We start from the raw sequence: 12,074 nt of genomic DNA on the forward strand, positions 1-12,074 counted from the left end.
AAATGAAAAACTTTTGTTAAATAAAGCCAGGGTGTTCTGACATTTCCGGGCGAGTTCCCCGCGTAATCGCTGCACCATCGCGAGGCAAACTGCGCTAAAACAGGGCAGTGGAGGGGCTTTTCTGGAGAGATAATTTATCAGCGATCACAAAAGCGATATTTCATCCCGTGAATGCATAATTCTGCTGTTTAAAACCCGGTTCTGGCGCTGCAATCAGACAACTATTCACTATATATGCAAATTAAGTGAATATTGTCAGCATCTAACTCATTGATATTACGTCGTGAAGACCATTTTATGCATTAATTCTCTGGCTGGCACGTTAACTGCACTCTACAGTAGGGCTGCACTACAACATCTTTTAACAATTTTAAAACATAAGCTTTACCCGGCCGGTAAAGTAAAGCAGGAGAGTGGGTTATGGCACTGCACGTTTCACGTCACGATTTCGATCAATGGATGATGCCGGTTTATGCGCCTGCGACTTTTATACCGGTTCGCGCGGAAGGCTCCACCGTCTGGGATCAAAACGGCAAAGATTATATCGACTTCGCCGGTGGCATTGCCGTCAATGCGTTAGGGCATGCGCATCCGGCATTACAACAGGCGCTGCAGGAACAGGCCGCACGTTTATGGCACACCGGTAATGGCTATACCAACGAACCGATCCTGCGACTGGCGAAGCAGCTGATCGATGCCACCTTCGCTGACCGGGTGTTCTTCTGTAACTCCGGGGCGGAGGCGAACGAAGCGGCGCTGAAACTGGCGCGCAAGGTGGCGCATGATCGTGTCGGTCCGCATAAAAGTGGCATCGTGGCGTTTAAGAATGCATTTCATGGCCGCACCCTGTTTACGGTAACAGCCGGTGGTCAGCCCGCTTACTCAAAAGATTTTGCGCCGCTGCCGCCAGAGATCCAGCATGCCCCGTTTAACGATCTGGCTGCGGCGGCTGAACTGATTAATGACCATACCTGCGCAGTCATTGTTGAACCCATTCAGGGTGAAGGCGGCGTGCTGCCTGCCGATCCGGCGTTCCTGCGTGGATTGCGTGAGCTCTGTGATAAGCATCAGGCTCTGCTGATTTTTGATGAAGTGCAGAGCGGCGTTGGCCGTACCGGTTCGCTTTATGCCTACATGCATTATGGCGTCACGCCGGATGTGCTCACCAGCGCCAAAGCGCTGGGCGGCGGCTTCCCGATTGGTGCGATGCTGACGCGCGAAGATCTGGCGCTGGTGATGGGCGTTGGCACCCACGGCACCACCTATGGCGGCAATCCGCTGGCGGGCGCAGTGGCAGGTAAAGTCATGGAGCTGATCAATCAGCCTGAACTGATGGCGGGTGTAACAGAACGTCACCAGTGGATTGTGGCGGCACTGGATGAGATCAACCAGCGTCTGCACCTGTTCAAAGAAGTGCGCGGTCTTGGCCTGCTGATTGGCGCGGTGCTCAGCGACGATTTTGCCGGTAAAGCCAAAGCGATCAACCTTGCCGCCGCGGAAATGGGCGTCATGGTGCTGATTGCGGGTGCCAATGTGGTGCGTTTTGCCCCGGCGCTGAATATCAGTGAGCAGGAAGTGAAGCTGGGCATGGCCCGCTTTGCCGAAGTGTGTGAAAGCCTGGTGCGAGGGTCAACATCATGATGGTAATCCGTCCGGTTGAACGCGATGACTTAAGCCAGCTGATGGCGCTGGCGGGCAAAACCGGTGGCGGGCTGACCTCGTTGCCGGTTGATAGCGCGACGCTTCAGGCGCGTATCGATCGATCGCTGCAGACCTGGGAGGATTCTCTGCCACGTGCCGAGCAGGGCTATGTCTTTGTGCTGGCCGATAGCGAAGATAACCGCGCCGTCGGCATCTGCGCCATTGAGGTGGCGGTGGGGCTGCAGGATCCCTGGTACAATTTTCGCGTCGGTACCCAGGTGCACGCCTCAAAAGAGCTGAATGTTTATGCCGCGCTGCCTACCCTGTCGCTGAGTAACGACCATACCGGCAGCAGTGAGCTCTGCACGCTGTTTCTCGATCCCGATTACCGTGATGGCAAAAACGGCTATCTGCTGTCGAAGTCACGCTTCCTGTTTATGGCCAGTTTCCGTGAACGTTTCACCAACCGGGTGGTGGCCGAGATGCGTGGCGTCAGCGATGAGCAGGGCCATTCGCCGTTCTGGGAGAGCGTCGGCAGCCGCTTCTTCTCTATGGAATTCAGCAAAGCGGACTTCCTTAGTGGCACCGGACAGAAATCGTTTATCGCTGAACTGATGCCGAAACATCCGCTCTACATCGACTACCTGACACCGGAAGCGCAGGCGGTGATTGGACAGGTCCATCCGCAAACCGCGCCTGCACGGGCGGTACTGGAAGCAGAGGGCTTCCGCTACCTCAATTATGTCGACATTTTTGATGGCGGCCCGACGCTGGAGTGCGATATCGATCATATCCGCGCGGTGCGTAAAAGCCGTCTGCGCAGCGCAGAACGGGGCGAAAACCCGGCTGATGCACCGCTCTGTCTGGTTGCCAATAGCGATTATCGCCAGTTCCGTGTGGCGCTGATTCCGGCAAAGGCTGACAGCGACAGCGTGCAACTCACGGATGAACAGATGCGGGCGCTCCATTGCCAGCCGGGCGACAGCCTGCGCGTGGTGACGCTCTGCAAAGAGGAGAAAACAGCATGACACATCTGATAAATGGACAATGGCTGGACGGTGAAGCTGAGATTCTGACGAAAGCGGATCCGGTCAGCGGCGAGACGTTATGGCAGGGCCAAGCGGCCTCAGCCGCTCAGGTCACCGCAGCCTGTGAGGCGGCGCGCGACGCATTTCCAGCCTGGGCCAGACGCCCGCTGGCGGAACGGCAGGCGATCGTTGAGAAATTTGCCGCCGGGCTTGAGGCGCATAAAACGGCGCTGGCGGAAACTATCGCCCGTGAAACCGGCAAGCCGCGCTGGGAAGCGCTGACCGAAGTGGGCGCGATGATCAACAAAATCGGCTTTTCGGTGAAGGCATACCATAGCCGCACCGGTGAACAGCATGAAGGCGAAAGCTCCCTGCGCCACCGCCCGCACGGGGTGCTGGCCGTGTTTGGTCCCTATAACTTCCCGGGACATCTGCCAAACGGCCATATTGTTCCGGCGCTGCTGGCGGGCAACTGTGTGGTATTTAAACCCAGCGAACTGACGCCGCTGACCGCCGAAAAAACCGTTGAGCTCTGGCTGGCTGCGGGCCTGCCTGCCGGCGTGCTGGCACTGTTACAGGGCGGACGTGAGACTGGTCAGGCGCTGGCCAACTGTCAGCAGATTGATGGCCTGCTATTTACCGGCAGCGCCCATACCGGCTATCAGCTGCATCGCCAGTTTGCCGGTCAGCCTGAAAAGATGCTGGCGCTGGAGATGGGCGGTAACAATGCCCTGATTGTAGAAGATCCGGCGGACACTGATGCGGCTGTCAACATCACGTTGCAGTCAGCCTTTATAACCGCCGGTCAGCGCTGCACCTGCGCGCGGCGTCTGCTGGTCAGACGCGGCGATGCAGGGGATGCGTTTCTGCGGCGGCTGGTGGAGGTGGCGGGGCGACTGCAACCCGCCGCCTGGAATACTGAACCGCAGCCGTTTATGGGCAGCGTGATCTCCACCGGCGCGGCAGAGAAGATTATGGGTGAGTGGCAACGGCGGGTTGAGGCGGGCGGCGAGGTGCTGCTGGAAATGCGCTGGCCGGATCGCCACAGTGCCATCCTGACGCCAGGTATTATCGATTTAACCGGCGTGCAGGGCATTCCGGATGAAGAGGTCTTTGGTCCGCTGTTAGGCATAGTCCGCTATGAGACATTTGAAGAGGCGATAGCGCTGGCGAACCAGACCCGTTATGGCCTGTCGTGCGGATTGATCTCGCCTTCACGCCAGCAGTTTGATCAGTTGCTGCTTGAAGCGCGTGCCGGTATCGTCAACTGGAACAAACCGCTGACCGGCGCAGCCAGTACCGCACCGTTTGGCGGCATTGGTGCCTCGGGCAACCATCGCGCCAGCGCCTGGTATGCGGCGGATTACTGCGCCTGGCCAATGGCCTCGCTGGAGACGCCTGACCTGACGCTGCCCGCCACGCTGTCGCCGGGCCTCGATTTCTCCACCCAGGAGACGACGTCATGAAGGCAACCGAGGCCAACTTTGATGGGCTGGTGGGGTTAACACACCACTATGCCGGGCTATCGTTTGGCAACGAAGCCTCGACCCGCAATCAGCTGCAGCCGTCGAATCCCCGTCTGGCGGCAAAGCAGGGGTTGCTCAAGATGAAAGCGCTGGCCGATATGGGCTACGTGCAGGGGGTGATCCCGCCGCATGAGCGGCCCAATATTGCGGCGCTGCGCCAGCTCGGCTTTGGTGGGAGCGATGAGCAGGTGCTGGCTGCGGCCGGGAAAACTGCGCCGGGATTACTCTCCGCCGTCAGTTCAGCCTCGGCGATGTGGGTCGCCAATGCTGCCACGGTCTCGCCGTCAGCGGACAGCCTTGATGGCCGGGTTCACCTGACGGTGGCGAACCTTAACAACAAATTCCACCGTGCGATAGAAGCGCCGGAAACGGCCTGGCTGCTGCGTTCCATCTTCCGCGACGATCGCCATTTTGCGGTGCATGATGCCTTGCCGCAGGTGGCGATGTTTGGCGATGAAGGGGCGGCGAACCATAACCGGCTGGGCGGCGCTTATGGTGAGCGCGGTGTGCAGCTATTTGTCTATGGCCGCGACAGCAGCTATGAGGGCAAAGCCCCGCAGCGCTATCCTGCGCGTCAGACCCGGGAAGCCAGCGAGGCGGTCGCCCGTCTGCATCAGCTCTCACCGGAAAGCTTGCTGTATGCGCAGCAGAATCCTGCGGTGATCGATCAGGGCGTGTTCCATAACGATGTGATTGCGGTAAGTAATCAGCAGATGCTCTTCTGTCACCAGCACGCCTTTGTTAATCAGCCTGAACTGCTGGCGCAGCTTCGGTCGCGCGTCCCCGGTTTTGTTGCGCTGGAAGTGCCGGAAAATCGGGTGTCAGTGAAAGATGCGGTAGAGACCTATCTGTTTAACAGTCAGTTGCTGAGCCGTCCCGACGGCACCATGATGCTGGTGCTGCCGGAGGAGTCACGTCAGCATCCGGGTGTCTGGCGCTACCTGTGTGAACAGGTTGAGGCTGACACGCCACTCAAAGCCCTGAAGGTGTTTGATCTGCGCGAAAGCATGTATAACGGGGGTGGTCCAGCCTGCCTGCGTTTGCGGGTGGTGCTGACACCACAGGAGCAGCAGGCAGTGAATCCGGCGGTGCTGATGAACGATCGGCTCTTCAGCACGCTGAATAACTGGGTTGACCGTCATTACCGCGATCGCCTGACCCAGGCCGATCTGGTCGACCCAGAATTGCTGCGTGAGGGACGCGACGCGCTGGATGAACTGACGAAGCTGCTAGACTTAGGAAATGTATATGCATTTCAGCAGTGAAGGAGGGGGCAGCACAGTCTGCCGCCTGCTCAGGGCGAAAAGGAGGAACGATGCAGGACTTTTTACAGCAAACGCTCTCCGGCGAGGTGCCGCGTAAGCGTAGTGGTGAAACGGCGCATCTTCGCTGGCAATGGTTGTATCACGGCATACTGTTGATGGAGCCGACGGTGCCGGTTAAACAGGCGCTGGTGCTCTCTGCCGGGATCCACGGCAATGAAACGGCCCCGGTAGAAATGGTGAACCAGCTGGTTAATCCGCTGCTGCGGGGCGAAAAGCCGTTACAGCAGCGCATGCTGGTGATTCTGGGTAATCCCTCAGCGCTACGCACCGGTAAGCGCTATGTGCGTTATGACATTAACCGGCTGTTTGGCGGACGCTGGCAGCAGATTGATGATGGTGATGAGGCCCGCCGCGTGCTGCGGCTGGAGCAGACGCTGGAGACCTTCTGGCAGCTGGGCGAGTGCGATGAAACGCGCTGGCATCTCGACATGCACACGGCTATTCGTGGCTCTTATCATCCTCAGTTCGGCGTAATGCCGCACAATGAACGCCCCTGGCCGCCCGCGTTTCTTGACTGGCTGGCCGCTGCCGGGCTGGAAGCGCTGGTGTTCCATCGCTCGCCGGGCGGCACCTTTACCCACTTCAGCTGCGAGCACTTCGGTGCGGCCAGCTGTACCCTGGAGCTGGGCAAAGCGCTGCCGTTTGGCGAAAACGATCTCAGTCAGTTCAGTGCGGCACAGCAGGCGCTGGCGTCTTTACTCTATGGCGAAGCGCTGCCTGCGGCGGCGGTTAGACCGCGTCACTATCGGGTCGCGCAGCAGATCACCCGACTGAGTGAGCACTTTACGCTGCATATGTCGCCGGAAACGCTGAACTTTACCGCGTTTCCACAGGGGACGTTGCTGGCGGAAGATGGTAGCACCCGCTATTACGTGCAGCAGGCGCGGGAGTATGTGCTGTTCCCTAACCCTAACGTGGCCGCCGGGCTGCGTGCCGGACTGATGCTGATTGAAGAGAGCGAACAGACCCAGGCGCTGCCGGTCTGATAGCGGTTGTTAACAGCGCAGACCCTGCAGACCCTCGGCGCTAAAAAACCGACAGGAAAAGTGGAAGATCGGCTTCCGCTTTCCTGTCGTAACCCTTACACTCCTCCATGATTTCTGCCAAATTCGCTTTAAATTCATAAACATTTTCAATTCCTCACGCCTTTCTTCTTATTCTCTTCATGATTGCCCGATTTTTATCTTTTATGCTTTCACGGCTTTACTCAGGCTCTGAGTAGTTGACGTTCAGCGTCGTATGCTTGTTTCCGAAGACGCGACAGAGTGCTGTCGTCATTATCATGAATTATAAGGACACTATTATGCGCAAACTGACTTCCCTTTTACTGGCTTCCTCGCTGGCGTTTGGTGCAGCCAGCGCCGTCCATGCAGCCGCTGACAACCTGACTCCACCGCCAGCAGGCAGCGAAAAAGCGATGCACAAGCCGCCAATGCGCCACGGCATGGAGATGATGTTTAAAGGTCTGAACCTGACCGACGCGCAGAAAACTCAGATGCGCGACATCATGAAAGAGAGCCACAAAGATATGAAACGCCCGTCACTGGACGAGCGTCGTGCGGCCCACAGCATTATTGCCTCTGACAGCTTCGACCAGAGCAAAGCAGAAGCACAGGCAGAGAAGATGTCCGCCAATGCCAAAGAGCATGCGCTGAAGATGCTGGAAACCCAGAACAAGCTCTATAACGTGCTGACGCCGGAGCAGAAGAAACAGTACAACGCTAACTTTGAAAAGCGTCTGACTGAGAAAGGCCCGCACGAGGGCAAAATGGCACCGCCAGCAGAACCGGCTGAATAACACTCGTTAAGCGAACGGTCTGAGACCGCCGGCGCTGTCCACTGAAGGTGAGTGGGCAGCGTCGGCGGTTTTTTTATAGCGGCAAAATAGGGTAGGCACCTGACAGAATCGGGCGGCAGAGGATTTTGTAGCCGTCATGATCAAAACCGCCTTTGGGCCGCTGCAGTTTTCTGGCCTCATCCATGCTGCTGACCGAACCGAGATAGAACCAGTGGTCGATAACGTGGATCTGCGTCATCTCTTTGCCTTCCTCCACCAGCCCCACGGCACCCTGCCATGGCCAGCAGAACACCCGCACGTTTTCCAGCGCCTCCAGCAGTCGATCCTGATGATCGCTGACCGGCTCTTTTCCACAGCAGGCCCCGGCGCAACGGCGCAGTGCCGAGCGGAAGCAGCCTCGCCCCGCACTCAGCGCTTCCAGACCCAGCAGGCCATGACAGAGCTGATACTCATCCGCGAGCTGCTTGAGCCGTTCCAGCGCGGCGAAGCGACTGCGATAGAGCCCAAACAGGTTGGGGGACTGGCTGAAATCGAGGTCTTTTGCATAGACCACATTCGGTTTGCCGTCGGTAATCTGCAATGAACAGAGCTGCCGGTTTTTGCGCAGTCGCTTATTGAACAGCGGCTGCTGGGTTTTGATCATCTGCGCTTCCAGCAGCAGCGCGCCGAGGTCGCCCGCGGTAGGGATCCAGCTTACACGCCGCGACTGGCGCAGCATTTTCGCCTCATCCGGGGTGCGGAAATGGGACATCACCCGCGAACGCAGATTCACACTTTTACCGATATAGAGCGGCAGCGACTCACTTTCGCCATGAAAGGTATAGACGCCAGGATGATTTGGCAGGCCTTCCAGCCATTCACGCAGGTGTTCGGGATATTGATAAATTGCATTCGCGTCGGGTTCGGGGCGAAGTATGGCAGAACGTCTGACCAAGATGGACTCCATTTACTGGTTGTCCATACAGCATAACAGGCAGGTGAAATGATCGCCAGCCGTCTGGTTACAGAGATCGTGTTGCCCGCCAGCAGATTAGCGAGCCGAGCGTGATCATCGCCACGCCCTGCCAGAAGGCCAGCGGCGGCGTCAGGCCCAGCCACAGCGATCCCAGCAGGGCCGACAGCACCGGCGTAAAATAGGAGGCGGTGGCCAGCAGCGTCAGATTGCCCTGCTGAATTCCGTGATTCCAGGCGGAATAGGCGATGGCGGTGGACAGCCCGACAAACAGCACCTCCAGCAGCGGCACCAGCGTAAAGGTCATCGGTGCAGTGTGATCGCTGAAGGCATATTTCAGCCACAGCGCCAGGGCGGTCAGGATAAAAAACAGCGTGACGCCATTGGAACCACGGGCAAAGCGGCGGGTGAGATTATTGTAGAGCGCCCAGGTCAGGGCGGCGATAAAGGCCAGTGCATAGGCGACCGGGTTGCGCAGCATATTCTGCCACAACAGCGCCGGCGATCCGTTGCCGCTGCCTTTCATTACCCAGACGATCCCCAGCAGCGACAGCAGCAGTCCTGGCCACAGCCAGACACGGAAACGCTGCTGATTAAATGGGATCGCCAGCACGATGGTCAGGCAGGGCCAGAGATAGTTAATCATCCCCAGTTCCAGCGACTGGCTGCGATCGCTGGCCAGCCCGATGGCCAGTGCCAGACAGATTTCATAGCCGACAAAGAGTACGCCCCCCAGCCACAGGTAGATGGCGGGCATTGCGCCAGGTCTGGGCAGGCCCCGGCTCAGGCAAAGGAGACACGCCGTGGTGGTGTAGATCAGCGCCGCGCCGCCGGTGGCGCCAAAGGCTTCACTGACGCTGCGCAGCAGGCCAACGGTCGTACTCCAGAGCAGAATGGCGACAAGCCCGATGAGGGTCGCGCGCGAAACGGTGGCAGGCATGCAGCGATCAACAAAGTCAGTGAGAGAAGCCTCCCTTGCCGCGGCAAGGGAGGGGCAGGATTACTTCCAGAAGTCGTCGAATACCGTGATCGGCGGACGACGTTTGTGCTCGGTTTTCTGATACCAGCCTTCGATGATGCGGGCGCTGTCAGGATTGATGCTTTTGCCTTCCAGGTAGTCATCAATCATCTCATAGGTAACGCCCAGCGCCACTTCATCCTGCAGGCCTGGACGATCATCTTCCAGATCGGCAGTCGGTTTTTTCAGATAGAGATGCTCCGGGCAGCCAAGGTGTTTCAGCAACTGCTTGCCCTGACGCTTGTTCAGGCGGAACAGGGGATTGATATCCGTGCCGCCATCGCCATACTTGGTGAAGAAACCGGTCACGGCTTCAGCCGCGTGATCGGTGCCGACCACCACGCCTTTGGTCATGCCGGCGATGCTGTATTGCGCTTTCATCCGCTCACGGGCTTTTTCATTGCCGCGGACAAAATCGGAAAGCGTAATACCCGCCTCTTTCAGCGCGCGCTCACTGGCCAGCACCGACTCTTTGATGTTTACCACCAGCGAACGGTCGGGTTTGATAAAGGCCAGCGCGTCCTGACAATCCTGCTCATCCGCCTGCACACCATAGGGCAGACGCACGGCAATAAAGGTGTAGTCGTTATCACCGCTCTCCTGACGCAGCTCGGTGATCGCCCGCTGCGCCAGCGCGCCCGCCAGGGTTGAATCCTGACCGCCGCTGATCCCCAGCACCAGCGTTTTCAATCCGCTGTGGCGTTTCAGGTAGGCTTTAAGAAAATCGATGCTGACGCGCACTTCCTGGTCGGCGTCGATAGTGGGCTTCACACCCAGGGCTTCAATAATTTCCTGCTGCAGTGACATGAACTTCTCCTCAGGTCAGTGGCCTGTCGGCTCGATGCGAACGTTTTATTAAAGCTAACGTGCCTTTGCGAAAACAACAAGCCAAAGCGGTAACTGATTGCCGTGAAACGTTGCGAAATCAGTGAGTTTTTACCTGCGGCAGCGGTTTTTTCGCCAGCACGCTAAACATCAGAATCGCCGTCATAAAGCAGCCAAAAATGGTGGCGCACATGCTCAGCACCGAGGTGCCGCCGATGCCGGTAATCGGCACGGTAATCGCACCCAGCGTGAACATCGTAACGCCAATCACTGCAGAGGCGCTGCCAGCGCGATGGCCCTGACTCTGCATCGCCAGGGACGAGGCGGTGGTAGCGATAACGCCGTTGCTGGCAATGGTAAAGAACAGTGCCACCAGCAGCAGCGCTAACGGGGCATGCAGCAGCGCGGCCAGCAGCAGCAGGCTGGAGGCGACAAAGGCCAGCGTCAGTCCGCCTTTCAGCACCCGATATTCGCCCCACAATGGACAGAGGCGGGCGCTGGTCTGTGAAGCAATCACCAGGCCAAACCCATTGGCCGCAAAGCAGAAGCTAAAGGCCTGGGGCGAAAGACCATAGAGTTGCTGCAGCACGAACGGCGAGGCACCGATGTAGGCGAACATGCCGGACATCATAAATCCCTGGGTCAGGCAGAAGCCCATGAAGGGGCGATGGGTAATCACCTGACCTAATGCCGCGTAGGCGGAGAATATTGATCCTTTACTGCGGCGTGCCTCAGGCAGGGTTTCATGCAGCTTCCAGCGCGCCAGCAGGATCAGCAGAATGGCAATGCCGCCCAGCACCATGAAGATGCCGCGCCAGTTTAAAATCGTCATCAGCACGCCGCCTAATACCGGTGCACCGATCGGTGCCAGACCGTTGACTAGCATCAGCAGAGCGAAGAATCGCGTCAGCTCATGGCCGCTGTACATATCGCGTGCAATTGCCCGTGACAGCACCGCACCGCCCGCACCTGCTAACCCTTCGAACAGCCGCGCCAGCAGCAGCTGGTTAATATCCTGCGCCAGCGCACAGCCCATCGAGGCGATAAACAGCAACACCAGTGACAGGGTCAGCGGGCGCAGGCGGCCGAACTTATCGCTCATCGGGCCAAAGAGCAGCTGGCCAAAGCCGAGACCTAACAGTCCGGCGGTCAGACTCAGCTGCGCGGTAGCGGTTTCGGTGTGCAGGTCCTGGGCCATTTGTGGTAGTGCAGGCAGATAGAGGTCGATGCAGAGCGGGCCCAGTGCGGCCAGCAGGCCCAGCGTAATGGCATAAACCAGGCGATTGGAGTGTACAGGGGTCATTTATCCTCGGGATTGTCAGCGATGGGGTAAACAGAAGCGGGTAAGGCTACGAAAAACAGCGTCCGGTAACGTGACATTCACGCCGATCTGCGACTGCGCGGATGACGGTGCGGTCTCTGAAAACGGGGCGCTGTCGGGTACCTGTTTTGCCGGGCAGTATACGTCTGCGTTGACAGCAAAACAGCCTTCTTTACGAAATCCTGACATTTGGCAGGCCACTAATTGTTCGTCATAAACTTGATAAATCAGCATTTATGTTCCAGGCTTGTTTCCACATGGACAATAAATGAGGAACAACAAGATGAATAAAGTGATGGGATGTATCGCTGCGGCGCTGACGCTGGCTGCACTGTCTGGTTGTACGACTTACGATCGTGCGGAAAGCTACGTGACTAAGCCAGTGGTAAAGGATGTTAAAAAGGGTATGACCCGTGATCAGGTTCGTCAGATCGCCGGTACGCCTTCTACTGAAATCACCATGGTTCACGCGCGCGGCACCTGCCAGACTTATGTACTGGGTCAGCGCGACGGTAAAGCTCAGACTTACTTCGTGAGCTATAACGACACCGGCCGTGTCATGAACTATGGCTTCCAGAGCTGTGCGGAATATGACACCGATCCGCAGGTTCAGCAGTAACTCATAGCACCCCTGAATAGC

The 12,074-nt window shown here is 57.9% G+C and carries 12 protein-coding genes; 7 read left to right on the forward strand and 5 right to left on the reverse strand.

Annotated features, from left to right (window positions below; all coding sequences use genetic code 11):
- The first annotated feature begins 420 nt into the window (after positions 1 to 420).
- From HFD94_RS06415 to spy, 6 genes are all read left to right on the forward strand, one after another.
- Positions 421 to 1,641 (forward strand): aspartate aminotransferase family protein, encoded by a 1,221-nt coding sequence (locus HFD94_RS06415; protein ID WP_010245746.1) that lies wholly within the window; start codon positions 421 to 423, stop codon positions 1,639 to 1,641.
- Positions 1,638 to 2,669 (forward strand): arginine N-succinyltransferase, encoded by a 1,032-nt coding sequence (gene astA, locus HFD94_RS06420; RefSeq protein ID WP_010245743.1) that lies wholly within the window; start codon positions 1,638 to 1,640, stop codon positions 2,667 to 2,669. Before HFD94_RS06415 ends, astA begins: the two co-directional genes overlap by 4 nt.
- The gene (gene astD, locus HFD94_RS06425) at positions 2,666 to 4,135 is read left to right on the forward strand and encodes a succinylglutamate-semialdehyde dehydrogenase (RefSeq protein ID WP_167432929.1); all 1,470 of its coding nucleotides are present in this window, start codon (positions 2,666 to 2,668) and stop codon (positions 4,133 to 4,135) included. The genes astA and astD overlap by 4 nt, the downstream gene beginning before the upstream one ends.
- Entirely contained in the window at positions 4,132 to 5,460 is a 1,329-nt protein-coding gene (gene astB / locus HFD94_RS06430; protein ID WP_167432930.1) for an N-succinylarginine dihydrolase, read from the forward strand. The genes astD and astB overlap by 4 nt, the downstream gene beginning before the upstream one ends.
- A gap of 50 nt (positions 5,461 to 5,510) precedes the next feature.
- Positions 5,511 to 6,506 carry a succinylglutamate desuccinylase gene (astE, locus tag HFD94_RS06435; protein WP_010670016.1) on the forward strand — a complete coding sequence of 332 codons (996 nt, stop codon included), beginning with the start codon at positions 5,511 to 5,513 and terminating at the stop codon, positions 6,504 to 6,506.
- A 317-nt stretch (positions 6,507 to 6,823) separates the two neighbouring features.
- The gene (spy, locus tag HFD94_RS06440; RefSeq protein ID WP_010245731.1) at positions 6,824 to 7,318 is read left to right on the forward strand and encodes an ATP-independent periplasmic protein-refolding chaperone Spy; all 495 of its coding nucleotides are present in this window, start codon (positions 6,824 to 6,826) and stop codon (positions 7,316 to 7,318) included.
- A gap of 73 nt (positions 7,319 to 7,391) precedes the next feature.
- On the opposite strand, the gene cho is transcribed toward spy, so the two are convergent.
- The 5 genes from cho to HFD94_RS06465 all read right to left on the reverse strand — a co-directional run bounded on the left by cho (position 7,392) and on the right by HFD94_RS06465 (position 11,668).
- A complete protein-coding gene (cho, locus tag HFD94_RS06445; protein ID WP_010245728.1) occupies positions 7,392 to 8,252 on the reverse strand; it encodes an excinuclease Cho in 861 nt (286 codons plus the stop codon).
- 67 nt (positions 8,253 to 8,319) lie between these two features.
- Positions 8,320 to 9,210 (reverse strand): aromatic amino acid DMT transporter YddG, encoded by an 891-nt coding sequence (yddG, locus tag HFD94_RS06450; RefSeq protein ID WP_158131748.1) that lies wholly within the window; start codon positions 9,208 to 9,210, stop codon positions 8,320 to 8,322.
- 60 nt (positions 9,211 to 9,270) lie between these two features.
- Positions 9,271 to 10,095 carry an ammonia-dependent NAD(+) synthetase gene (gene nadE, locus HFD94_RS06455; RefSeq protein ID WP_010670018.1) on the reverse strand — a complete coding sequence of 275 codons (825 nt, stop codon included), beginning with the start codon at positions 10,093 to 10,095 and terminating at the stop codon, positions 9,271 to 9,273.
- Between the two features lie 118 nt (positions 10,096 to 10,213).
- On the reverse strand, positions 10,214 to 11,416 hold the full coding sequence (locus HFD94_RS06460) for a multidrug effflux MFS transporter (RefSeq protein ID WP_022625759.1): 1,203 nt from the start codon (positions 11,414 to 11,416) through the stop codon (positions 10,214 to 10,216).
- A gap of 15 nt (positions 11,417 to 11,431) precedes the next feature.
- Complete coding sequence (locus HFD94_RS06465) at positions 11,432 to 11,668, reverse strand: hypothetical protein (protein ID WP_089414235.1); 237 nt, start codon at positions 11,666 to 11,668, stop codon at positions 11,432 to 11,434.
- A gap of 49 nt (positions 11,669 to 11,717) precedes the next feature.
- Here HFD94_RS06465 and osmE point away from each other — a divergent pair, with 49 nt between their 5' ends.
- Positions 11,718 to 12,053, forward strand: a complete 336-nt coding sequence (gene osmE, locus HFD94_RS06470; RefSeq protein WP_010245718.1) for an osmotically-inducible lipoprotein OsmE — start codon at positions 11,718 to 11,720, stop codon at positions 12,051 to 12,053.
- The last annotated feature ends 21 nt before the right edge of the window (positions 12,054 to 12,074 follow it).

It is taken from the genome of Pantoea sp. EKM20T (assembly GCF_011800485.1).
GTDB lineage: Bacteria > Pseudomonadota > Gammaproteobacteria > Enterobacterales > Enterobacteriaceae > Pantoea > Pantoea agglomerans.